Source organism: Labrys sp. (in: a-proteobacteria) (assembly GCF_047605565.1).
In the GTDB taxonomy this organism is placed as follows: domain Bacteria; phylum Pseudomonadota; class Alphaproteobacteria; order Rhizobiales; family Labraceae; genus Labrys; species Labrys neptuniae.
Genome location: NZ_JASGFM010000013.1, coordinates 49,743 through 73,503 on the forward strand (window position 1 = coordinate 49,743; position 23,761 = coordinate 73,503).

Consider the following 23,761-nt stretch of genomic DNA (forward strand, 5'->3'; position numbering starts at 1 on the left):
GAACCGCTTGGGAGCCTTTCATGAGCCGACTTGACCGTGCCGCTGCCTTCGAGCGGGCTGCTGCCGTGCTGCGCGAGAATGATCGCGGCGCCTACACCATCCCAACCAAGGGGCTTTATCCCTTCCAGTGGAACTGGGATTCCTGCCTGACGGCGCTGGGGCTGCGCCACCTCGACGAGAACAGGGCCTGGCAGGAGGTCGAGACCCTGCTCGACCACCAATGGCCGGATGGCATGGTGCCGCACATCGTCTTCCATGTCGAAGACGACGGCTATTTTCCCGGTCCCGGCGTCTGGCGCACCGGCCGCCCGGTGCCGACCTCGGGCATCACCCAGCCGCCGGTGCTGGGCTATGTGATGAAGCGCCTGCATGACGAGGCCGGCGATCGCGAGCTCGCCCGGCGCAGGGCCCACGGCCTGCTGGCCAAGGCCGACGCCTGGCACCAATGGTTTTATGCCTGCCGCGACCCCGAAGGCACAGGCCTGGTCGCCATCATCCATCCCTGGGAATCCGGACGCGACAATTCCGTCGACTGGGACGAGGCGATGATGCGGGTGCCGACCGACGGGGTGGAGCCCTATGAGCGGCGCGACACCCGGCATGTCGATGCCGCCCAGCGCCCGCACAAGGCCGATTACGACCGCTTCCTCTGGCTGCTGCAGCGCTTTCGCAGCCTGGGCTGGGACAATGCCAGGCTGCACGAGGCCTCGCCTTTCCGCATGGTCGATCCCGGCTTCAACGCCATCCTGATCCGTTCCGACAGCGATCTTGCCGAGCTTGCGCAGACGCTGGGCGAGCCGGCGATCGCCGCCCGCGCCCGCGCCCGTGTCGCCAGGGCGAGGGCGGGCTTCGAACGCTTGTGGAGCGAGCGCTTCGGCCAGTATCTGTGCCTCGACCGTGTCTCGGGCCAATTGATCGACAGCCCGTCGATCGGCGGGCTCCTGCCCGTGTTCGCGGGGCTGGGCGAGGAAGCACGTCACAGGGCCATCGCCGAACGAATCGCGGCCTGGCGCCGGCGCACGCGCTACGGCATCGCCAGCCACGATCCCGCCGACCGGCGCTTCGAGCCGAAGCGCTATTGGCGTGGCCCGATCTGGATCATCGTCAACATGCTGGTCGCCGACGGGCTCCGGCGCTGCAAACTCGTCGAAGCCGCGGCCAAGGTCGAGGCCGACAGCCTGTCCCTGATCGAGGAAAGCGGCTTTGCCGAATATTACGATCCGATCTCCGGCGAGGGCCTCGGCGGCGGCCATTTCACCTGGACGGCCGCCATGGTGGCCGAACTGGTGAAGCGGGCGACCTGAACGGCCTCAGGCCGCGCCGGCGTCGGCACGGCGGATGATGCCGCGCGCGACGGCGATGTCGCCCGCCAGGGGGCGGTCGTCGCGATAGGGGGGCAGGGCCGTGCGCACGTCGCGGTAGAAGGCATCGGTGCCGGGGGCCTTGGCAAGGTCTTCGGCCTGCAGGTCATAGGCCTGGGCATCGGCGAGGAGTTCGATCGCCAGGATGTGCTCGGCATTGTCGAGAATCTGCAGCGCCTTGAGAGCAGCCGGTGTGGCGTGGCTGAGATGGTCCTCCTGCAGGCCCGAGGTGATGCCGCCATCCAGGCTGGCGGGGCTCGCCAGGCGCCGGTTGAGCGCTACCAGCGAGGCGGCGGTATATTGGGCGATCATGAAGCCCGAGGAGACCCCGCTGCCTACGGCGAGGAAGGCCGGCAGATCGCTGACATGCGGATTGACGAGGCGGTCGATCCGCCGCTCCGCCATTGCCGCGAGCTCGGCCACCGCAATGGCGAGCGTATCCATGGCGAGCGCGATGCCGGGCGCCACGGCATGCGCCTCCGAATAAACCTCGGGCGCTTCGGGCGTGCCCAGCACGGCCGGATTGTCGGTGACGGAAGCCAGTTCCCGGTCGATGGTCGAACCGATCTCGGCCAGCGCGTCGCGTACCGCGCCATGGACATGCGGCACGGCCCGCAGGCTGAGCGGGTCCTGGGTCTGGCGCCCGGCCGCGGCGGCGAGGATGGCGCTGCCGTCGAGCAAGGCGCGCAGATGCCGTCCCGTTGCCTGCATGCCCACGGAGATGCGCAGGGCGAGCGAGGTCTCGTCGAAGGCCCGGGGCTGGCTGCGCAGGTTCTCGAAGCTCATGGCGGCGGTGACGTCGGCCCAGTCGACCAGCCTTTCGCTGCGGGCCAGAGCGAGCGCGGCGAGGCCGGTGACGCAGGGCGAGCCGTTGACCAGGCTCAAGCCCTCCTTGGCCTCCAGCACCAATGGCGTGCGCCCGATGCGGGCCAGCGCCTCGCTGCCCGTCAGTCTTTGCCCGTCGAGCACGGCGTGGCCTTCGCCGATCAAGACCAGGGCGATATGGGCCATGTGGCTGAGATAGCCGACCGAACCGAGCGAAGGCGCTTCGGGCAGGCAGTCATGCGCCAGCAGGGCCAGCATCTGCTCGACGACCTCGGGCCTGACGCCGGAACGGCCATGGGCGTAGTTGTTGATGGCCGCGGCAATGATCGCACGCGTCTCGGTCTTGCCGACAGGAGCCCCGACGCCGACAGCATGGCTCATCAGGATGTTGCGCGACAAGTGCCGCTGCTGCGGCCGGTCGACGATGACGTTGGCAAGGCCGCCGACGCCGGTGTTCACGCCATAAGCGAGGATGCCACGCTCGACGATCGCATCGACGATGGCCCGGGCATAGGAGAGGCGCTGCCAGGCAGCTTCGGAAAGGGCGAGTTCCACTCCTTCGGCGATGGCGGCGATTTCTCGCCAGGTGAGGGGGCGGTCAAGGATGATGGACATGGGGAAACCAGGACGAGGAGGAGGTATCGGGATAGAGAAATTGAGGCCGAGGTTGCACAGCCCCTCACCTGCCGTCGCGCCAGATCGTCAATGATGCTGGCTGGAGATGAACTGCTTGAAACGCTCCGACTTCGTCTCCTTGAACAATTCATCGGGCGAGCCGTCCGCCTCCACCTCGCCCTTGTGCAGGAACATCACGCGGTTGGAGACGTTGCGGGCGAACCCCATCTCGTGGGTGACCACCAGCATGGTGCGGCCTTCCTCGGCGAGGCCGCGCATCACGCGAAGGACTTCGCCGACCAGTTCCGGGTCGAGCGCCGAGGTCGGCTCGTCGAACAGCATTACCTTGGGCTTCATCGCCAGGGCCCGGGCAATGGCGGCGCGCTGCTGCTGGCCGCCCGACATGTGCGAGGGGTAGTAATTGCGACGCTCGGCGAGGCCGACGCGCTCCAGCAGGGCCTCGGCCTCGGCGATGCACTCGGCCTTGGGGCGGCCCAGCACATGCACCGGGCCTTCGATCAGGTTCTGCAGAACCGTCATGTGCGACCAGAGATTGAAGCTCTGGAACACCATGCCGAGTTCGGAGCGGATGCGATCCACCTGCTTGCCGTTGGTCGGCTCGAGGTGACCTTTCTTGCCGCGGCGCATCTCGACCTTCTCGCCGGCGACGACGATCTCGCCGTCATCGGGGGTCTCGAGCAGGTTGATGCAGCGCAGGAAGGTGCTCTTGCCCGAGCCCGAGGCGCCAAGAATGGAGATCACGTCGCCCTGGTGGGCATCGAGCGAAATGCCCTTGAGCACTTCATGATCGCCGAAGCTCTTGCGGATGTTCTTGACGCTGAGAGCGATTTCGCTGGAAGCGGCCATGGCGTTTCCTTTCAGCCGACGATGGTGCGCGGTGTCTGCGCGCTCGGCGGCATGAAGCGCAGATGGGGGGAGAGGACACGCTCGGCCCGGCCGAGCAGGAAGATGATGACATAGCTCAGGGCGATGTAGACCAGGCCTGCCAGCGCCAGGACAGGCACGTCGAGCAAGGCCTGGCGGCCGATCTTCTGGGCGATGCCGGTCATCTCGACCACGCCGATCAGTCCGGCCAGCGAGGTCGATTTCAAGGTCAGGATCACCTCGGTCGAATAGGCCGGCAGGGCCTGGCGCAGGGCGATCGGCGCGATGATGCGGTAGAGCAGCTTGAAGCCGGACATGCCGATGGCACGCGCCGCCTCGATCTCCTTGGTCGAGACGGCCAGCAGGCCGCCGCGCAGGATTTCCGCCTGATAGGCAGCGGTGCAGAGCGCCATCACGAACACCGCCGAGGCGATGCGGTTCTTCAACACCAGCCAGAACCAGGATTCCTTCATGAACTGGAACTGGGCCAGGCCGTAGAAGATCAGGAAGATCTGGATCAGCAGCGGCGTGCCGCGAAAGATGAAGATGTAGGTCTTGGCGATACCGGACAGCAGCCCGTTGCTGCTCATACGCATCCACAGCACGATCAGGGCGAAGACCAGGCCGAGCAGGACGGAGAAGATGAAGAGCAACAACGTCGTCGGCAGGACGGCGAGGATCTTGCTGAGGGCTTCGAGGGCGAAATCGAGAGTCATGGCGGCACCTACGATCCCACGGGACGGCGGAAGCTCTTGGCTACCCGCCGTTCGCCGGCACTGAAGATCTGGGTCGAGAAGGTCGTCAGGATGAGATAGAGGCAGGCGGCCACGGTGTAGAACAGGAAGGGCTGGCGGGTCGATCCGTTCGCCTTGTTGGCGGCGTTCATGATCTCGACCAGGCCGGTGACGGAGATCAAAGCGGAGTCCTTGACGCTGAGCTGGAAGACGTTGCCGAGGCCGGGAATGGCAAAGCGCATGATCTGCGGCGCGATGATGCGGCGAAAACGCATGAAGCGCGGCATGCCGATGGCGCGACCCGCCTCGATCTCGCCCTTGGCGATGGCGGTGAAGGCGCCGCGGAAGACTTCCGCCTGGTAGGCGGCGGAGATCAGGCCGACGCCGAGCGCGCCGGCCAGGAAGCTGTTGATCGTGGTGCTGTTGCCGATGCCGAGCGCACCCAGCGAATTGCCGATCACATCGACCACACGGCCGAAATAGACCATGTAGATGATCAGCAGTTCCGGGGCTCCGCGCAGCACCACCGTATAGACATTGCCGACCAGGGTAGCCGGCATGTTGCCGGCAATCTTGGCCCAGGCGACCAGGGCGCCGACGACGGCGCCGATCAGCATCGCCGCGACGGTGACGGCCAGCGTCATTCCCGCGCCGCCGAGGAGATAGAGCCCCCAACCTGTCTCGCCGAAGCCGAGCGTGGCAACCAGATAGGAGATCTTGTCGGATAGGCTGGTGATCACGTCCACAATGCGGCTCTCCTCTCGGGGTAGGCCAGTGAGACATAGGCGATGGCGGCTCGCCGCGGCCGCTGTGGTGGCAGGGCCGGCAGTGTCGTCCCTTCAGTCCGCGGCCGGAGCTGGCCGGCCCGCGGACTGAGGCCGAAGACTTACGAGCCCTTGACGGGGGTCACGTCCAGCTTGAACCATTTCAGGCTGAGCTTCTTGACGGTGCCGTCGGCGATGGCGCTGCCGATCGCCTTGTCCCACATCTCGCGCAGATCGTTGTCCGACTGGCGGAAAGCCGGGCCGATGCCCTCGCCCCAGATCGGACCGGCAATCTGAGCACCGACGAGGGTCATCTGCTCATTGCCCGATTTGGCGAAGGCGGAGGTGAAATAGGTGTCGTCGTCGAAGCCGACATCGATACGCCCGCCCGTGATGTCGAGGTCGCGTTCGCCCGAGGTCTTGTATTCGGTGATGGTGGCGATGTCCTTGAAGTTCTCTTCGACGAATTTGGTGTAGACGGTGGCGGTCTGGATGCCGATGGTCTTGCCCTTCAGGGCTTCGCGCATCTTCTCGACCGTGCTCTTGTCATGGCCGGCCTCGCCCGTCAGCGTCACTGTGGTGCCGGTGCCGTCCATCTTGGCGAGGTCGCCGGTCTTCAGGCCGGCAAAACCCGCCGGGGTCTGGGCGTAGGGCTGCGAGAAGGCGACCTGCTTCTTGCGGTCGTCGGTGATCGACATCGCATCCATGATCATGTCGAACTTGCCGCCGTTCAGGCCGGCGATCATGCCGTCCCAGTCCTGCGCGATGAATTTGCACTCGATCTTCATGCGCCCGCACAGATCCTTGGCGAGGTCGATCTCGAAGCCGTCCATGCTGCCGTCGGGCTTGGTCAGGTTCCAGGGCTCATAGGCGCCTTCCAGGGCGATCGTGACCGTCTTCCACTCCTTGGCCACCGCCGGCATGGCCGTCAGGGCGGTCAGCGCCAGCAGCGCCGAGGAGATCAGGTACTTCTTCATTGTCGGTTCCCCTTTTGGGTTTTGGCCGCCCGGTCTTCCGGTCCGGCTTCATTCTGGATCGCCCTTGCAATGCCTCAATCGGTCTTGTGCCGCTTGCTTGAGGCGCGATCCGGGCGGACCATGGTCCCCCGCCCGGATGCCAGCGTGGTCAGCGCTTTCGGACTTGCCTGACTCAGGACTTGGTCTGAGGCGACATGTCCGTCTTGAACCATTTCATGCTGAGCTTCTTGATCGTGCCGTCGGCAAGGGCTTCGCCGATCGCCTTGTCGAACATGTCGCGCAGTTCCGGATCGGATTTGCGGAAGGCCGGGCCGATGCCTTCGCTCCACACCGCGCCGGTGATTTCGGGACCGGCCAGCATCATTTCCGAGTGATCGGGGCGAGACAGCACCGAGTAATAGAAGGTGACGTCGCCGACGGTGGCGTCGACGCGGCCGGCAGAGAGGTCGAGATCGGCCTCACCCACGGTCTTGTATTCGGTGATGGTGGCCACGTCCTTGAAGTTCTTGGCCAGCCATTCGGCATAGTTGGTGGCAACCTGCACGCCGATGGTCTTGCCCTTCACGGCATCGCGCAGGGCGTCGACCGTCGGCTTGTCATGCGCGGCATCGCCCGTCAGCGTCACGATGGTGCCGGTGCCGGCGAGCTTGGCGAGGTCGTTGGATTTCAGCGTGGCGAAACCGGCACGTTCGCCGGCATAGGGACGCGAGAAGTCGATCTGCTTCTTGCGCTCCTCGGTGATCGACATGCCGTCCATGATCACGTCGAATTTACCGGCATTGAGGCTTGGGATCATGCCGTCCCAGTCCTGGGCGATGAACTTGCACTCGACCTTGATGCGTCCGCAGATATCCTTGGCGAGGTCGATCTCGAAGCCGTCCATGGTGCCGTCGGGCTTGGTCAGGTTCCAGGGCTCATAGGCGCCCTCCAGGCCGATGGTAACGGTCTTCCACTCCTTGGCCTGGACGGCCGGAACGCTCATCAGCGTCGCCAGCGCCAGGATGGCGGTGGAAATGAGGGTCTTCTTCATCATCAATTCCCCTATGTTGACAGCAACCTGCCCGCCTCAATGACGGGCCAGGTTTCTGATCGCGGTCTTGAAGGCCGCATTGATGATGTCGTCCTGGTCGTGACGCCCGTTGCGGATACGCCACTGCCCCTCAACCATGACGTCACGCACCGTACGGTCGCCAAGCGCGAACAGCCAGCGATCGACAATAGCGTCATCCTTGGCGCTGTCCATGAAAGCATCGTCGCCGTCGAGGACGACCAGGCTGGCGAGCTTTCCGGGGGCAATGGCGCCGATGGGCTGGCCGAGGGCCTGGGCACCGCCGGCGAGGGCCGCATCGTATATGTCGCGCCCGACCGAGCGATGCGGGCCATTGGCGAGGCGGTTGCGTTTTTCGTCGCGCAGGCGCTGCGAATATTCGAGCGTGCGCAGCTCGTCGACGACGCTGGGGGAGACGTGGCTGTCGGTGCCGATGCCGAACCGCCCGCTCTGGGCGCGATAGGCGACCGCGTCGAAGATGCCGTCGCCGAGATTGGCTTCCGTCGCCGGGCAGAGGCCCGCAATGGCGCCGCTCGCCGCCATGCGCTGGAGCTCGGATGGGTCGGCATGGGTGGCGTGGATCAGGCACCAGCGTTCGTCGACAGGCATATGGTCGAACAGCCATTGCATCGGGCGCTTGCCACTCCAGGCCAGGCTGTCGTCGACTTCCTTCTGCTGCTCGGCAATGTGGATGTGCAGCGGCCCTGTCTTGAGCAGGCTCGCCATCAGCGTGTTCATCTCCTCCGGCGTCGCCGCGCGCAGCGAATGGAAGGCGTAGCCGAGCGTTGCACCCTGTGCGGCACAGGCCGGGGCGAGCTCCGCCATCAGGCGCTGGAAGCCGTCGATATCGTGGATGAAGCGGCGCTGGCCTTCATGGGGAGCAACGCCGCCGAAATTGGCATGGGCGTAGAAGACGGGCAGCAGCGTCATGCCGATGCCGCTGGTCCTGGCCGCGGCCAGGATGCGCTTGGCCATCTCGGCGCGGTCGGCGAAGAGGGCGCCGTCCTTGTCGTGATGCAGATAGTGGAATTCGGCGATCGAGCCGAAGCCGGCCTTGAGCAGATCGACATAGAGCCGGGTGGCGATCGCCTCGGCGTCCTCGGGCGTGATCTGGCCGACGGTGCGGTACATTTCCTCGCGCCAGGTCCAGAAGCTGTCGCTGCCCGCGCCGGACACTTCCGCAAGGCCGGACATGGCACGCTGGAAGGCGTGGGAATGCAGGTTGGGCATGGCAGGTAGCACCGGGCCGGCGGCGATCTCGGCGCCATCTGGGGCGACATCGGGGGTTACGGCGCCGATCCGGCCTGAAGCATCGATCTCGATGCGCACATTCCGGGCCCAGCCATCGGGCAGCAGGGCCTGGCTGGCGTACAGGCTGTGGTTGCTCTGGAGTTGTGGGCGGAAATCGGGCATGTTTGTGTACCGACGAGTTCGCAACTTGTATGTATAAGTTTTATACATAATTTTGCGATCGTGGCAAGTGCCGTATGAAGCGGTGAGTCGATTTTTGAGGAATGACGTCGTCATGAGCATGCCGCCGGACAGGAAGCCGGAGCCCGCCATACCCGCCACGCCGCTCTATGCCGAGGTAAAGCAGCACATCCTCGCGCGGGTGCGCAGCGGCGAGTGGCCGCCGGATCATCGCATCCCTTCCGAAAGCGAATTGGTCGAGCAACTCGGGGTCAGTCGCATGACGGTGAACCGGGCCTTGCGCGAGCTCAGCCTCGAAGGCGTGCTGGTGCGCATGCAGGGCAGGGGCTCCTTCGTCGCGGGCGGCAACAGCCATTCGGACGTGTTCGCCGTCACCAATATCGCCGAGGAGATCCGCGGTCGCGGCCACGACTACAGCGCGCAGGTGCTGCTGCTCGATACGTTGAAGGCGACGCCGGATATCGCCGATTTGCTCGAATTGCCGATCGGAAGCCCGGTTTTTCACTCGATTATCGTGCATTGCGACAATGAAGTGCCGATCCAGCTCGAGGATCGTTTCGTCAATCCCACGGTGGCGCCGGATTATCTCGATCACGATTTCTCCAAGGTGACGCCCAATGAAGTGCTCAGTGCGGTGGTGCCGTGGAGCGAGGCGGAGCATCGCATCGAGGCGGTGCTGCCGCAGGCCTGGGAATGCAAGCTGCTGGCGATCTCGCGGGCCGATCCCTGCCTACTGATCCGTCGCCGCACCTTCGCGACCGGATGGGTGGGGGCGCCTGCCCCGGAGGCGGGCGGTGACGGGGAGGCCGTGCAGCATGTCGTCACCGCGGTGCGCCTGCTGTTGCCGGGCGGGCGCTATCGCATCGAGAACAGGCGGCATTCCAACCGCGTGGGGTAAATGTTCTGAACGGCTCAGCGGTCCTTGACAGTGGGGCCAATTTGCTGCTAACTTGTATATACAAGCAACAAGAGGTCATGTACATGCTCAGCAATGCCCGTTTCCGCGATGTCGAGATCCGCGCCCCGCGTGGCACCCAGCTCAATGCCAAGAGCTGGTTGACCGAAGCGCCGCTGCGCATGCTCATGAACAATCTCGATCCCGACGTCGCCGAGAACCCCAAGGAACTGGTGGTCTATGGCGGCATCGGCCGCGCCGCGCGCGACTGGGAGTGCTTCGACACCATCGTGCGCGAGTTGAAGAACCTCAACAATGACGAGACGCTGCTGGTGCAGTCCGGCAAGCCGGTCGGCGTGTTCAAGACCCATGCCGACGCCCCGCGCGTCCTCATCGCCAACTCCAACCTGGTGCCGCATTGGGCGACCTGGGAGAAGTTCAACCAGCTCGATGCCGAAGGCCTGATGATGTATGGCCAGATGACGGCCGGCTCCTGGATCTATATCGGCTCGCAGGGCATCGTGCAGGGCACCTATGAGACCTTCGTCGAAGCCGGCCGCCAGCATTATGGCGGCGACCTCGCCGGTCGCTGGGTGCTCACCGCCGGTCTCGGCGGCATGGGCGGCGCCCAGCCGCTGGCCGCGACCCTCGCCGGCGCCGTCTCGCTCAACATCGAATGCCAGCAGCAGAGCATCGATTTCCGCCTGCGCACCCGCTATGTCGACAAGCAGGCCAAGGATCTCGACGACGCGCTTGCGCTGATCAAGCATCATTGCGACCGCAAGGAAGCCGTCTCGATCGCCCTGCTCGGCAATGCCGCCGAGATCCTGCCCGAACTGGTGCGCCGCGGCGTCCGCCCGGACATGGTCACCGACCAGACCTCCGCCCATGACCCGCTGAACGGCTATCTGCCGATCGGCTGGACCTGGGAAGAATACAAGGAGCGCGCCCGCACCGAGCCGGCCCATGTCGTCGCCGAGGCCAAGAAGTCGATGGCGGTGCATGTGCGGGCCATGCTCGACTTCCAGAAGATGGGCGTGCCCACCTTCGACTACGGCAACAATATCCGCCAGATGGCCAAGGAAGTCGGCGTCGACAACGCCTTCGACTTCCCGGGCTTTGTGCCGGCCTATATCCGCCCGCTGTTCTGCCGCGGCATCGGCCCCTTCCGCTGGGCGGCCCTGTCGGGTGATCCGGCCGACATCGCCAAGACCGACGCCAAGGTCAAGGAACTGATCCCGGACGACAAGCACCTGCACAACTGGCTCGACATGGCCGCCGAGCGCATCGCCTTCCAGGGGCTGCCCGCCCGCATCTGCTGGGTCGGCCTCGGCCAGCGCCACCGCCTCGGCCTCGCCTTCAACGAGATGGTGCGCACCGGCGAACTCTCCGCTCCCGTCGTCATCGGCCGCGACCATCTCGATAGCGGCTCGGTCGCCTCGCCCAACCGCGAGACGGAATCCATGCGCGACGGCTCGGACGCCGTGTCCGACTGGCCACTGCTCAACGCCCTGCTCAACTGCGCCTCGGGCGCGACCTGGGTGTCGCTGCATCATGGCGGCGGCGTCGGCATGGGCTATTCGCAGCATTCGGGCATGGTCATCGTCTGCGACGGCAGCGAAGACGCCGACCGCCGCCTGGCCCGCGTGCTGGTCAACGATCCCGGCACCGGCGTGATGCGCCATGCCGACGCCGGCTACGACATTGCCATCGACTGGGCCAAGCAGCAGGGCATGAACCTGCCGATGCTGAACAAGTAAGGCAGCGTGCCGGCATCGTGCCGGAAAAGCGACCATGGCCAGCCGGTATCGGTTGGCTGCAAGGCGGGTCCTCGGGCCCGCCTTTTTCGTGCCCGGAAGGGTGTCTTCCTTCGTTGCGCGGAGACTTCGGTTTACCGTCTGGTGCAAGGCGAGGTTGCATCATGCCGCTGCTGCATTGTGACTTTTCAGTAACAAGGAGGCTAAAAAGAGGCATATTTCGGACGCGTGGCAAGAATTTCTATTGTCGATCTGGCCTGGTTGGTTCAGATTCGAACCGTAAATTTTTTAATTTCGTACTTTTGCTTCTGTTGCCGATACGATTTTAATCCGAAGACCTTCTGTCTTTTGTCGAGCGGCAGATGTTTTCTTGGAGGAAATCATGGTGAAAAAATCATTTATTTTAGGGACTGTGGCCGCTCTTACCAGTTTTGCGGCCGCCCACGCGGCGGATCTTCCCATGACCAAGGGCGAGGCCGTCGAATATGTGAAGGTCTGCACGGCCTTTGGACCTGGCTTCTTCTATATTCCCGGCAGCGACACCTGCCTGCGCATCGGCAGCGAGTTCCGCATAGACTATCGCGTCTATGGTGGCGGCAAGTTCAATCGCGACGACAACCGCACCGCCTTCAATGCCCAGGCCCGTGTCTGGTTCGATGCCCGCACCGAGACCGAATATGGCTTGCTGCGCTCCTATTTCCAGATCAACGCGGACAGCAACACCGCCACGCGGGTCAACGGCACGGAGCAGCGCAACCGCTTCACCATCGACAAGGCCTTCATCCAGTTCGGCGGCCTGACGGCCGGTTATGCGCATTCCTTCTTCGGCTTCTACGACAACGACTATGGCAACACCATCTTCGGCCCCTATTACGCCCAGTCGAACACGGTGAACCTCATCGCCTACACGGCACAGTTCGGCGGCGGCTTCTCGGCCACCCTGTCGGTCGAAGATGGCCGCGATCACCGCCAGAACGACGTGTTCGCCTATCAGGGCGGCCAGCAGGTGCCGGATGTCGTCGGCGTCCTCAGGCTCGACCAGGAATGGGGTACGGTGGCGCTCCAGGCGGCGGCCCACCAGTTCCGCAGTGCCTCGCGCTACGACAATGGTACGCCGGACGATCCCACCGATGATGTCGCGCTGCGGCACCAGAACAAATGGGGCTATGCGATCGGCGGCGATGTGCTGATCAAGATCCCGCAGCTCCAGGATGGGCATCTGGTGATCGAAGGCCAATATGCCGATGGCGCGCTGGACTATCTCGGCGCCGACAACCTCTATGCCCTCCGCTCGCAGGACTTCTACTACCGCAATGGCTTTTCGAGGCTCGAAGCCGGCAAGGGCTGGTCTGTTACGGCCGAACTGGGCGGCAATTTCACGCCGCAATGGGGCTTCAACATCGTACCGAGCTATATCGACACACGCTATGACGGTGCCGGCAGCAATGGCCAGGACCTGAAGGCCAAGGAATATGCCATCACCGGCAACCTGACCTACATGATCGTCAAGGGCCTGTCGGTGACGGGCGAGGTCTCCTACATCCGCTCGGAGTTCGATCGCGAGCTCGGCAACGAGACCTTTGCCGACAACCGGCCGAAGGAGAAGCTCAACTCGGTGGTCGGCGGCATCCGTATCAAGCGAATGTTCTGAGGGCGCTGCTGCAAATCGACACCAGCTCGGTTCGGTATCTGAGAAAAGGGGGCTTTGCGGCCCCCCTTTCGTTGTTCGCAAGGTCATTTGTCGGTGTGAGGCTTCAGCCGTTCGCCGAGACGCAGACCGTCTCTGTCGTGACATCGTCGCGAGGCGTTTCTCGGCGCCCGAGGAAGACGAAGACCACGATGGCGGTGACCACGGTGATGGCGGCGAGCAGCAGGAGCAGCGTGGCGAACGCATCGCCATAGGCCTGGATCAGGGCGGGACGGGCAAGCTGCGGCAGCGCGCCGGCAGCGCCGGCTACGTCGCCCGTCACCAGCTTCTGGGCGCCCTCCCGGACATGCTCGCCGGCAAGATGGCCTGATATCAGGGCCGAGAGCAGGGCGCTGACGACGGCAAGCGCCACGCCTTCGCCAGCGACGCGGACCGTGGAGAAGATACCGGTCGCCATGCCGGCCCGTTCGCTCGGCACCACGGAGACGGCGAGGCCGTCCATCAGACCCCAGGGCAGGCTGATGCCGATGCCGATCACCGCCATGGGCGCGAGCATGGCGTTGACGTCGCCACCGACCGGCATGAAGCTCAGCCAGGCAAGCCCGGAAGCGCAGACCAGCAGGCCGAGGCTCGAGATCACGGCCGGTGCAATCCAGCGCGAGAGCCAGCCGGCCAGGAGCGGCAGAACCAGCAGCGGGGCGGACAGGGCCATCATCATCAGGCCCGCGGCCACCCCGCCGACGCCCTCGATACCGACAAAACGGATCGGCAGCAGGATCAGCAGCACCACGAAGGCATAGGCCGGCGCGGCCGCCAGCAATTGCACGCCGACGAAGCGACCATAGCGGAACAGGCTGAGGTCGAGCATCGGGCGGGGCGAATTGAGCTCGATGCGCACGAACAGCACTATCAGGGCGAGGGCGCCGACGAGCAGGGCGACGACGAGCGGGTCGCTCCAGCCGCTTTCGGGGGCCTGCAGCACGCCATAGGTGAACAGGGTCAAGGCGAGGGTGAAGCTGGTCGCGCCCGGCCAATCCAGTCCGCGGGCCTGAGGATCGCGGGATTCCCTCAGCACGACGACGCCGATGACGAAGGAGGCCGATGTCAGCGCGACGACGGCCAGAAAGATGCTGGGCCAGCCGAAGGTCTCGCTCATCAGGCCCGAACTGATCGGGCCGAAGGAAAGGCCGGCACCGAAGCTGGCACCGACCACGCTGAAGGCGCGCATGCGCGCGCTGCCGGAGAATTCCTGCGCCAGGGCGGCCATGCCGCCCGCAAAGGCAGCGGCAGCGGCAAGTCCCTGGAGCGCACGCAGGAGATCGAAGACCAGGATGGAGTGCGCTCCCACCAAAGCCAGCGAGGCCAGGGCGAAGCCGGCGACGCCGGTGAGGAAAACGCGCTTGCGGCCGAAGCTGTCCGACAGGGCGCCGGCGGCCATCAAGGTGCTGCCGAAGGTCAGCATGAAGGCATTGGTCACCCAGTTCAGGGCAACCGGGCTGCCGCCCAATGTCTCGGCGATGGCGGTCAGCGCCACCGCCGGTCCGGTGAAGGTGAGGGGCATGGCGATGGCGGCGAGGCAGACGGATAGCAGGATGAGCGCCTTGTGGGCCGCGCTCGGAGCCAAGGTTCGGTCTGTCATGAAATCGATGCTCAAAATATGGGTGGCAGGTCGCCGGCCAGAGCGGGATGCTCGGTAGGGCGGTTTGCCCTGGCGAAATGGCTTGACCTGTTGCGAGCAATCTATTCTTGCCGCATTATTAGAGAAATAGGGGCTTTGTTCCGAAGATAACGGAATAAAATTCCGTAATGGCGGAGAGCCTATGGACAGGAGCGGCAATCTCACCGCCTTCGTGCGCACGGCGGATCTCGGCAGTTTCGCCGCCGCCGGGCGGGTGCTCGGCCTTTCGGCCTCGGCCGTCGGCAAGGCTGTCGCCAAGCTGGAGCAGGATCTCGGCGTCCGCTTGTTCCAGCGCACCACCCGCACCATCCGCCTCACCGAGGAAGGGCGCCTGTTCCACGAACGCTGTCGCCGCATCCTCGACGATCTCGACGACGCCTGGGCCATCGTGGCGGGTTCGCGCGACGCTCCGCGGGGGCGGCTGCGGGTGTCGACGCCGGTCGTCACCTACCACATCCTCATGCCCCTGATGCCGGAGTTCACAGCGCTCTATCCGGAGATCGAGCTCGACTTCGATTTCAACGACCGGTTGGTCGACCTGGTGGAGGAAGGGGTCGATGTCGCCATCCGCAGCGGCGATCTGCCGGATTCACGGCTGATGTCGCGAGTGTTCTGCTCTTTCCGCCAGATGTTGTTCGCTTCGCCCGCTTATCTCGAGCGTCACGGCACGCCGCAGAAGCTGCGCGATCTCGATGGCCATCTCGCCATCCGCTACCGCTTCCTCAACAGCGGTCGGATGCTGGAATGGCCCTTGGTCCTGCCGCCGGACGAACCGGAGCCGCGTACGCGCATCATCTTCACCTGCAACAACATGGAAGCCATGCGCGGCGCCACGCTCGGCGGGCTCGGCATCGGCGTCATGCCGGACTTCCTGGTGCGCGATGCCGTCGAGGCCGGAACATTGCGGACCGTGCTGCCGGATCACGTCGGCGGGCCGCGAAACTTCAACATGATCTGGCCGTCCAACCGGCATCTCTCGCCGAAGGTTCGCGTCTTCGTGGACTTCATGCAGGCCCGGCTCAGCGGGGTGTGAGCAAAAGTTCGCGGTAAAAAATAACGGTCTTGTCGGATCGGCAGGTCTTCCTTCGTCCTTGGGGCATCAGGCCGCGAAGAGGCCTCGGAGGAGAACGTCATGTCCAAGATTTCGCCGTGCCTGTGGTTTGCGGGAGAGGCCGAGGAGGCCGCCAATTTCTATGTGTCGCTCTTGCCGGATTCGCGCATCGACCATGTGCAGCGCAACGTCGCCGATGGTCCGGGCGGCAAGGCCGGCACGGTGCTGATGGTCCGCTTCACCTTGGCGGGCGAGAGCTATCTCGCCCTCAATGGCGGCGAAAAATGCGACTATAATCACGCCGTCTCCTTCCACATCGACTGCGCCGACCAGGCCGAGATCGACCGGCTGTGGGCGACGCTGGGCGAGAAGGGCGAACTGATCCATTGCGGCTGGCTCAAGGACCGCTATGGCGTGCACTGGCAGATCGTGCCCTCGATCCTGCCCACGCTGCTGGCCGATCCCGACCAGGCCAAGGCGCAGCGCGTCATGGCCGCCGTGCTCGGGGCGATCAAGTTCGACATCGCGGCGCTGCAGAAGGCCTATGAAGGGGTGTGAGACCGGGTGCATAACCCAGGTTGCATGACGGTAACGTTTCCTGGGACCGCCAGCATCTTGCTGGCTCTTGGAGGGGCGGCCTGTGCAGGCGAAAAAGCCAGCAGGATGCTGGCGGTCCCAGGGGTAGTCCTGAACTCGCCGTGCCGGTCAGCGCCTTGGAGATCTGGTGTTAGCGGGCGGCGATTGCGGTTCCCCGCATGGGCTGGTGCGAAGGTGTTCGGCACGCGGCCGCCTTGCCTGGATTGGAGGCTGCAACACCCGCAACATGGCTGGGTGCTGGTGGCGGTTCCAGCGGCAAATCGGCCAGTTCCCGTAGGGACATGGCCTGCAGGCTGGGATGGTCGAGCGGCTCCAGGCTGCGGGCTGGCGTCAGCGGTTTGTGTGTCCAGTGCTGCTTAAGGGTCTTGAGTATCCTGGCGGTCAGCATGTTGACGATATCCTTGAATTCCTGCTGCCGAATCTCCGATAAAGGGGGCGGAAAAGAAATGGAGTTTTGCGCGGGCATGCTATAGAAAAACTATATGGATAGTCTGCTGCGATATCAGCTCGGCGCTCTCAGGGCGGTCGAGGCTGCCGGACGCCTGGGCTCGATGGCGAAGGCCGCCGAAGAGCTTGGCGTCACCGTGGGCGCCGTCAGCCAGCAGGTGCTCAAGGCCGAGCAGCGATTGGGCCGGCCGATCTTCACGCGCGGGCCGAAGGGGCTCGTGCCGACACCGCTCGGTCAATCCTTGCTCGCGGGCCTCACCCGCGGTTTCCGGGAGATCTCGCAGGCATTGACCACGGCCGAGGCGCGGGCCGAGCATGTGCTGACGGTGACGGTCGCGCCGGTTCTCGCCGCCAAATGGCTGGTGCCGCGCCTGCATCGCTTCCATGAGGCGCATCCGGGCCTGCAGCTGCGCATCGATGCCTCGGTCGAGCGGGTGGATTTCGATACCTCGGACGTCGATGTCGGCGTGCGCGTCGGCGCCGGGCCCTGGCCGGGCGTGCGGGCCGATTACCTCATGGATCAGAGCCTGTTCCCGCTCTGCTCGCCCGCACTTGCGGCTGGTATTCGGGACATCGAGGACCTGGTCAGGTTGCCGGCCATCATCGACTACAATTCGCCCGAGAGCTGGCCGATCTGGTTGGCCGCCTATGGCAAGTCGGACCTGTCGCTCGCGGCCGGTCCGGCCTTTTCGGATGCGGCGCTCTGCCTGGATGCAGCGATCGCCGGCCAGGGCGTCTCGATCGGTTGGCAGACCCTGGCCCAGGATGCGCTGCGCGACGGGCGCCTGGTCGCGCCTTTCCCGCGCCCGGTTCAAACCGGCTTGGCCTATTGGCTGGTGAGTTCGGCGCGGCGCAAGCCTTCAGCCAAGGTAAAGGCTTTCGAGACCTGGCTGCGAGCGGAGCTGGCCGATGTCGGGGCCGGGCCTCCTGGAGCAAAGCGTGTTCAGGACTGAACGCTTTTTTGCTCTTGCCCTTTGTTTCGACGCGTCTTTGCGATTCCAGACGACTCCGTCAAATCGCAAAACGCTATAGCGAGGCGGCGAGATAGGCCAGCGTCGCCGCTGCGCCGAGAGCGGTGCGGACGGCGTGCAGCCAGCCCCAGCGCAGGATGAGTCGGCGCGTCTGCGCGCCCGCCTCATCGTTCGGCGTTGCCTCCAGGAGCCGGTTGGTCGGCATGATGCCCAAGAGCGTATAGGGCCAGTTCGCCAGCATCAGCACCGCCCCTACCAGCCAGAGCCAACTGCCGGAGAGCCAGGCGGCGGCGATGCCGGCAAGACCGGAGGCAACGGCGAGGCTGGCCTGCATGGCAAGGCCGCGCGCATAGCTCGGCTTCCATTGCGCCAGCAGGGAGGCGTCGTCGAGGGCGAGCCGAGCCGGCTGCTCGGCGATGTTGATATAGAAGGCTGCGCCGGCGAAGAGGGCTGCGAGGATGAGGGCAATCTGATCGATCAGCATGGATCTGCTCCAATTTGACAATATGTTGTCGAATTGGATATATATTGTCAATGAATGAATCGGATCCCGCCCTGGTCGGCGAAGGCGTCACGGCCCTCATCCTCGAAGTCTTCCGCCTGAACGGACGCCTGCTCGCGGCCGGCGACCGGCTGGTGGCCGGGCTGGGCCTGAGCAGTGCGCGCTGGCAGGTGCTAGGCGCCATTGCGCTGGCCGGTACCCCGCAGCCCGTGGCCCATCTTGCCCGTTCCATGGGGCTCAACCGACAGGGCGTGCAGCGTATCGTCAACGAACTGGCGGACGAGGACATTCTCGCCTTCCGCGACAATCCCCATCATCGCCGGGCCAAATTGGTGGTGATGACGGCAAAGGGGAGGGCTGCCTATGAAGCCGCAAACCAACTGCAGAAGCCCTGGGTGGACGCCCTTTCGCGGGGATTGGCAGTTGAAGACGTGATGGCTTGCCTGCGCCTGATCGAAACCCTGCGTGTTCGGTTGGAAGCAGAGGCCGATCCGGAGTAGCGGAGGGGCCACGGGATGGCGACGAGAAGTGGCAGGCATCCGATGTCCGTTTCCGGACGATCCCCGACTTTTCAGGCCGGTGGCTCGCGCCTAATCATGATGAAAGCCCTGCCGGCATTCGCCGGAATGAAAACTGGAACGCTGCGGCGACAAGGATGACGAAACATATGCTCTACCATTGAGCTACGGGCCCAAAGGGCGTGTCGTCGGTTATGGTTTCGGGTTTGACGGGAGCGATTTTGACCGAGGAGAAGGAGGGTGAGGACGCAAGCCTTTCGGCTTGCTACGATACCCGACGTGCTCATCGGTCAAAAGCGCCCCGCCGCTGAAGGCGGTGAGGTGAAAAATGGCCATCTGCAGCGTCGCTTCGCTTGCCAAGACGCAAGTCTTGGCAGCGCTAGCTCCTCCCATCTAGCCATTTTTGACCTCATCAGACTCCAAACCATAACCGACGACACGCCCTTTTGGTGGACCCGACGGGACTCGAACCCGCATCACGTGGGGAATAGCCATGTAGTTCCGCCGGCATTCGCCGCAACGTTCCAAATCAGGCCGGGCAGGCGCGGCGACGAAAGGTGATGAAACTTCTACACCCGCGCGGGACCTTTCGGCCTGGCGCAAGGCTCTGGGTTCGAACCAGGAGGACCATGTAGTTCCATCGGCATTCGCCGCTCTGCTCGGTGTCGTCAAAGGGCCACGGCGACGAGGGTGATGAGAACGGGCTCCCGATAACGGTGAGTCGGGTGCAGTTCGCCGCTGCAGCGCCCCGGTGTTGCTGTATTCCCTTCGGCATTCGCCGTGACGTGTCGAAATTCCTTTCAGTGGAGTGCGGCGACGAGGTTCGAGGGGGACGATTGCTGAGCTACCGCTTGCGCGGGGCGCCATCGAAAACGCCGACCTCCCCTTCGGATGAAAGGGCGCTCTAACCTGTAGTCCCGCCGGCATTCGCCGCTGATTGCAAAGAGCCATGATCGAGCCACGGCGACGAGAGTGATGAAACATCCTGCTCTATCCACTGAGCTACAGGCCTTGCGGCCTGGCGGGAATTGAACCCGCGACCTGGAGCGTGAAGGCTGTAGTTCCATCGGCATTCGCCGTGTCCGTATGAAATCTCCTGATGATAAGCGCCACGGCAACAAGAATGACGAAACGTTACCGCCTTGCGGCGGTCCGTGCTCTAACCATCTGAGCTATGCAGCTTGCGCCGCAGCGGGATTTGAACCCGCAACCCCGGGATTCGCAGTCTGTAGTTCCGTCGGCATTTGCCGTGGCGTCTGAAAAACCTTCAATGAATAGGCCGCAGCGACAAGGCTGTGGGAAATGACGGCCGCCTTGCCCGCCTAAGCGGTCGAGACGGCATCGCGCCTGTTCCGGTCACCTCTGGTCTTGCGGCGAGAGGGCCGGGGGCCAACGATCACCTGAAGCTGTAATTCCCCAGGCATTCGCTGCGGCTTTGGTTCCGGCCGGCAGCATGAAGCCGCCGGCTGGAAATCGTGTCGTATCAGAGCTCGATCTTCTCGATCTCGTCGACCCAATGCTCGGCGCCCATCTCGCCCTTGGTGAAGGCCGCGATGGTGTCGAACACCGCATCCGAGAAGCCGCCGATGTTCATCACATCGGCACGCTCCTGCGCCTGGGTGGTCGTGTAGGGCTGGATGTCCAGGCAGACGAGCTTGGCACCGGGATTGCTGGTCTTCACCCGCTCCCACTGCTTCATCATCTGCGTGGCCTCGCCGCCCCGGCGCGCATCGATCCAGGACTGGTTGTCCGAGACGAAGATCACCAGATCCACCTTGGCCTTCTCGTTCGCCAGCTTCTCCAGCGGCGCCGAGCAGTTGGTGCCGCCACCACCGATGGAGGCGAGCTTGCGGGCATTGGTCATCACCGTGTCGCGCGGCTCGAGGTCGACGCGGACCACGGTCTGCTCGAACGGGATCACCCGGGCCGACGGATTGGCCCGGAGCACCGAAGCCGCCACCAGGCCGGCCACGTCGATGCAGCGCACCTGCGTGGTCGCGCCCTTGCGATAGCCGGTGACCGGCGAGGACATCGAACCCGACACGTCCGGGCAGACGACCACGCGGCCCTCGATCGCGGGCACGTTGGCGACCGCGGTTTCCATCGCGTCATGCAGCGCCTCGCGCACGACGGGCGGGATGTCCTGCCCGGCCTGCGCATAGGCCATCATCAGCTGATACGGGAACACCCGTGCCCGCTTGATGGCCTCGCGGTCGGCAAGCCGGGCGGCAAGCTTCTCGGCGAAACCCTCCACCTCGAACACGCCGTGGCGCGCGAAGGTGGCGAGATTCATCCGCAGCATCTGCCAGCCGGCCTTGTCGGCGATGGCTGCCCAGTGCTGCCGGGTGAGCGGCAGCGCCGTCAGCATCTGGAACGGCACCGCCGGTACCGGCAGCGTCGGATCCTGCTTGAAGGCCTCGAACGCCCGGGCGATGTCAGGCAGCGCCTCCACATCGTAGGGTCGCCCGATCAACCAGGCATAGAGCGCCTCGCGCGCCTTGTCGGCGGGCTTGGGGTGGACCATCTTGATCACATCCGCGAGCGAGGGCGCGTTGCCGACGCTGGCGCGCATGATTTCGATGTCCGAGGCGGTCTCGAGCCAGGCCTGGACCAGCTTCTTCGGCCGGGTCCCCAGGGACTTACGGCCGACAGCGCCCGAACGCATGACCTGCACGAAATTGCGCAGCATCTTGCCATTATCGACCACGCGCGGGAACGCCTTGGCGAAATCGCCCGTCTGCAGCATGGAGAGATAGGCGAGCAGCAAGGCCGGCATATCCTTCATGTGGCCGCGCTGGCGGGCATAGATCGCCGCCTTGGCGATGAACGCGCTCTCCACCTCGCAGACCACCTTGAGCGTCTCGTCGAGCTGCGCCGTGGCGCTCGCATAGAAGGTGCGGTTCAGCGTGCCGGTGACGGCGAGCTGGGCCAGCGCGTGGCGCGGGGTGAACTCATAGGCCGGGGCACCGTGCTTGTTGGCGGTATTGGTCTTCGGCAGCATCTTCCCCACAAAGGAGGCAAACAGCGACTTATTTGCCATGGCAATCATCCTCGTTTGTTACGGGGATCTGATTGCAGGGAGCGTGCCAGGTTGAGGGTGTGTGTGAAATTATTTTATAAGGTATTGATTTTGAACGACAAAAAAACTCCAACGAGCCTGGTGGGAATTTCTTGAACGGAAGGCTTGAGTTCAAAATTTATATTTTTCGATAATAAAATATCCCATGATATAGGTTACGGGGCGATGGGTCGTTCCTGGGATCGCAGGCTTCCAGCCTGCTCTTTCCTGAAAACACTGCGTTTCCAAGAGCAGGCTGGAAGCCTGCAATCCCAGGGGAGTCTCTATGAAAAAGCGTGTTGCCATCGGGTTTCTCGGCGTCAGCCTCGACAGCGGCAAGCGCGACAAGCGTTGGGAGCGCTGGCGGCCGACCGTGGCGCTCTGCCAGCAGGGCGATCTGCCGATCGACCGCCTCGAACTGATCCACGACATCAGGGCGACGTCGCTGGCCGAGCGGATCGTGGGCGACATCGCGGTGATCTCGCCGGGCACGCAAGTGGTCAGGCACATCATGAATCTCGCCGATGCCTGGGATTTCCAGGAGGTCTATGGCGCCCTCTACGATTTCGCCAGGGCCTATCCCTTCGATGTCGAGGAAGAGGATTATCTCGTCAACATCACGACCGGCACCCATGTCGCCCAGATCTGCTGGTTCCTCTTGACCGAGGCCCATTACGTGCCCGGCAAACTGATTCAGCTTTCGCCGCCTAAGCGCCAGGGCGAAGGCGTTGCCGGTTCCTATTCGATCGTGGATCTCGATCTCTCGCGCTACGATGCCATCGCCAGCCGTTTCAGGGCGGAGACGCATGAGGCGACCTCCTTCCTCAAATCCGGCATTCCGACCCGCAACACCGCCTTCAATGCCATGATCGACCAGATCGAGCGAGTGGCGATGCGCTCCCGCGCGCCGGTGCTGCTGACCGGGCCGACCGGGGCCGGCAAGTCGCTGCTGGCCCGCCGCATTTTCGAGCTCAAGCAGGCGCGGCGCCAGCTCACGGGCGATTTCGTCGAGGTCAACTGCGCGACCTTGCGCGGCGACCATACGATGTCGGCCCTGTTCGGCCATGTCCGCGGTGCCTTCACCGGCGCTCAGACCGACAGGGCCGGGCTCCTGCGGGCAGCCGATGGCGGATTGCTGTTCATGGACGAGATCGGCGAGCTCGGCCTCGACGAGCAGGCCATGATCCTCCGGGCCATCGAGGAGAAGCGCTTTCTGCCGGTCGGCGCCGACAAGGAGGCGGCCAGCGATTTCCAGCTGATCGCCGGCACCAATCGCGACCTGTCGGTGGATGTGCGTTCGGGCAAGTTCCGCGAGGACCTGCTGGCGCGCCTCAACCTGTGGACCTTCGAATTGCCGGGCCTGGCCGCGCGCCGCGAGGACATCGAGCCCAATCTCGACTTCGAGCTCACCCGCTATGCCGAGCGCGAGGGGGAAAACATCGCCTTCAACCGCGAAGCCCGCACCCGCTACCTCAGTTTCGCCACTGCGCCGGAAGCGCGCTGGACCGCCAACTTCCGCGATCTCTCCGCTTCAGTCACCCGCATGGCGACCCTGGCACCCGGCGGGCGCATCACCGAGGATGGGGTTGCCGAGGAAATCGCCCGCCTCGTCAGGCACTGGCGAGCCGGCGACGTCGAGGGCGCGGACCGGCTGCTGGCCGATTTCCTCGGCGAGGAGCGTGTTGCCGGCATCGACCGTTTCGACCAGGTGCAGCTGGCCGAGGTGATCCGTGTTTGCCGCGCCAGTTCGTCCCTCAGTGCGGCCGGACGGGTGCTGTTCGCGGCATCGCGCCAAGCCAAGGCCAGCTCGAACGATGCCGATCGCCTGCGCAAATATCTGGCGCGCTTCGAGCTGGATTGGGAGGCGGTGAGGCAGGGCTGAGTGCCGCTGCCATCCACCAAGCAATGTACTTATTTGCTGGCTATTTAAATCCAGGGCAAATGCCCAGGTGTGAACGCTTATTTGCTCCAACTCTTTGGCGGGACGCGTCTTTGCGAT

At 64.4% G+C, this 23,761-nt stretch carries 20 protein-coding genes; 9 read left to right on the forward strand and 11 right to left on the reverse strand.

The window, feature by feature from the left end:
• Window positions 1-20: 20 nt before the first annotated feature.
• Window positions 21-1,304 carry an MGH1-like glycoside hydrolase domain-containing protein gene (locus tag QM672_RS13830; protein WP_367625507.1) on the forward strand — a complete coding sequence of 428 codons (1,284 nt, stop codon included), beginning with the start codon at window positions 21-23 and terminating at the stop codon, window positions 1,302-1,304.
• 6 nt (window positions 1,305-1,310) lie between these two features.
• On the opposite strand, the gene QM672_RS13835 is transcribed toward QM672_RS13830, so the two are convergent.
• From QM672_RS13835 to QM672_RS13865, 7 genes are all read right to left on the reverse strand, one after another.
• A complete protein-coding gene (locus QM672_RS13835) occupies window positions 1,311-2,801 on the reverse strand; it encodes an HAL/PAL/TAL family ammonia-lyase (RefSeq protein WP_415083213.1) in 1,491 nt (496 codons plus the stop codon).
• An 87-nt stretch (window positions 2,802-2,888) separates the two neighbouring features.
• On the reverse strand, window positions 2,889-3,668 hold the full coding sequence (locus QM672_RS13840) for an ABC transporter ATP-binding protein (RefSeq protein ID WP_068293909.1): 780 nt from the start codon (window positions 3,666-3,668) through the stop codon (window positions 2,889-2,891).
• An 11-nt stretch (window positions 3,669-3,679) separates the two neighbouring features.
• Window positions 3,680-4,402: an ABC transporter permease subunit gene (locus QM672_RS13845; RefSeq protein ID WP_311938549.1), complete on the reverse strand. Its 723-nt coding sequence runs from the start codon at window positions 4,400-4,402 to the stop codon at window positions 3,680-3,682.
• A gap of 8 nt (window positions 4,403-4,410) precedes the next feature.
• Window positions 4,411-5,157, reverse strand: coding sequence for an ABC transporter permease (locus tag QM672_RS13850; RefSeq protein ID WP_311938616.1), 747 nt, complete (start codon window positions 5,155-5,157; stop codon window positions 4,411-4,413).
• Window positions 5,158-5,306: 149 nt separating this feature from the next.
• Window positions 5,307-6,161 carry a transporter substrate-binding domain-containing protein gene (locus QM672_RS13855; protein ID WP_311938551.1) on the reverse strand — a complete coding sequence of 285 codons (855 nt, stop codon included), beginning with the start codon at window positions 6,159-6,161 and terminating at the stop codon, window positions 5,307-5,309.
• A gap of 172 nt (window positions 6,162-6,333) precedes the next feature.
• Window positions 6,334-7,191, reverse strand: a complete 858-nt coding sequence (locus QM672_RS13860; RefSeq protein ID WP_415083301.1) for a transporter substrate-binding domain-containing protein — start codon at window positions 7,189-7,191, stop codon at window positions 6,334-6,336.
• 36 nt (window positions 7,192-7,227) lie between these two features.
• Window positions 7,228-8,622: a formimidoylglutamate deiminase gene (locus tag QM672_RS13865; protein ID WP_367625510.1), complete on the reverse strand. Its 1,395-nt coding sequence runs from the start codon at window positions 8,620-8,622 to the stop codon at window positions 7,228-7,230.
• 112 nt (window positions 8,623-8,734) lie between these two features.
• On the opposite strand from QM672_RS13865, the gene hutC reads away from it, so the two are divergent.
• The 3 genes from hutC (at window position 8,735) to QM672_RS13880 (ending at window position 12,943) form a co-directional block, all read left to right on the forward strand.
• Window positions 8,735-9,538 carry a histidine utilization repressor gene (gene hutC / locus QM672_RS13870; RefSeq protein ID WP_415083217.1) on the forward strand — a complete coding sequence of 268 codons (804 nt, stop codon included), beginning with the start codon at window positions 8,735-8,737 and terminating at the stop codon, window positions 9,536-9,538.
• Window positions 9,539-9,621: 83 nt separating this feature from the next.
• Window positions 9,622-11,295 (forward strand): urocanate hydratase, encoded by a 1,674-nt coding sequence (gene hutU, locus QM672_RS13875; protein ID WP_311938558.1) that lies wholly within the window; start codon window positions 9,622-9,624, stop codon window positions 11,293-11,295.
• A 457-nt stretch (window positions 11,296-11,752) separates the two neighbouring features.
• On the forward strand, window positions 11,753-12,943 hold the full coding sequence (locus tag QM672_RS13880; protein WP_311938560.1) for a porin: 1,191 nt from the start codon (window positions 11,753-11,755) through the stop codon (window positions 12,941-12,943).
• A 103-nt stretch (window positions 12,944-13,046) separates the two neighbouring features.
• Here the strand turns inward: QM672_RS13880 and QM672_RS13885 are convergent, their stop codons facing one another.
• Window positions 13,047-14,579, reverse strand: coding sequence for an MFS transporter (locus QM672_RS13885; protein ID WP_311938562.1), 1,533 nt, complete (start codon window positions 14,577-14,579; stop codon window positions 13,047-13,049).
• Between the two features lie 181 nt (window positions 14,580-14,760).
• Here QM672_RS13885 and QM672_RS13890 point away from each other — a divergent pair, with 181 nt between their 5' ends.
• The gene (locus QM672_RS13890; RefSeq protein ID WP_311938563.1) at window positions 14,761-15,651 is read left to right on the forward strand and encodes a LysR family transcriptional regulator; all 891 of its coding nucleotides are present in this window, start codon (window positions 14,761-14,763) and stop codon (window positions 15,649-15,651) included.
• A gap of 99 nt (window positions 15,652-15,750) precedes the next feature.
• On the forward strand, window positions 15,751-16,227 hold the full coding sequence (locus QM672_RS13895) for a VOC family protein (RefSeq protein WP_311938565.1): 477 nt from the start codon (window positions 15,751-15,753) through the stop codon (window positions 16,225-16,227).
• A gap of 169 nt (window positions 16,228-16,396) precedes the next feature.
• Here QM672_RS13895 and QM672_RS13900 read toward each other — a convergent pair whose 3' ends face one another.
• A complete protein-coding gene (locus QM672_RS13900; RefSeq protein ID WP_311938567.1) occupies window positions 16,397-16,654 on the reverse strand; it encodes a hypothetical protein in 258 nt (85 codons plus the stop codon).
• A gap of 94 nt (window positions 16,655-16,748) precedes the next feature.
• Between QM672_RS13900 and QM672_RS13905 the strand changes: the two genes are divergently transcribed.
• Window positions 16,749-17,666, forward strand: coding sequence for a LysR substrate-binding domain-containing protein (locus QM672_RS13905; protein WP_415083221.1), 918 nt, complete (start codon window positions 16,749-16,751; stop codon window positions 17,664-17,666).
• 73 nt (window positions 17,667-17,739) lie between these two features.
• Here QM672_RS13905 and QM672_RS13910 read toward each other — a convergent pair whose 3' ends face one another.
• A complete protein-coding gene (locus tag QM672_RS13910) occupies window positions 17,740-18,165 on the reverse strand; it encodes a DUF1772 domain-containing protein (protein WP_415083303.1) in 426 nt (141 codons plus the stop codon).
• Between the two features lie 53 nt (window positions 18,166-18,218).
• On the opposite strand from QM672_RS13910, the gene QM672_RS13915 reads away from it, so the two are divergent.
• Window positions 18,219-18,686, forward strand: coding sequence for a MarR family winged helix-turn-helix transcriptional regulator (locus tag QM672_RS13915; protein ID WP_415083223.1), 468 nt, complete (start codon window positions 18,219-18,221; stop codon window positions 18,684-18,686).
• A 1,501-nt stretch (window positions 18,687-20,187) separates the two neighbouring features.
• On the opposite strand, the gene QM672_RS13920 is transcribed toward QM672_RS13915, so the two are convergent.
• Entirely contained in the window at window positions 20,188-21,744 is a 1,557-nt protein-coding gene (locus QM672_RS13920) for a vWA domain-containing protein (protein WP_415083225.1), read from the reverse strand.
• Window positions 21,745-22,048: 304 nt separating this feature from the next.
• Between QM672_RS13920 and rtcR the strand changes: the two genes are divergently transcribed.
• Window positions 22,049-23,644: an RNA repair transcriptional activator RtcR gene (gene rtcR / locus QM672_RS13925; protein ID WP_415083227.1), complete on the forward strand. Its 1,596-nt coding sequence runs from the start codon at window positions 22,049-22,051 to the stop codon at window positions 23,642-23,644.
• Window positions 23,645-23,761 lie beyond the last annotated feature (117 nt).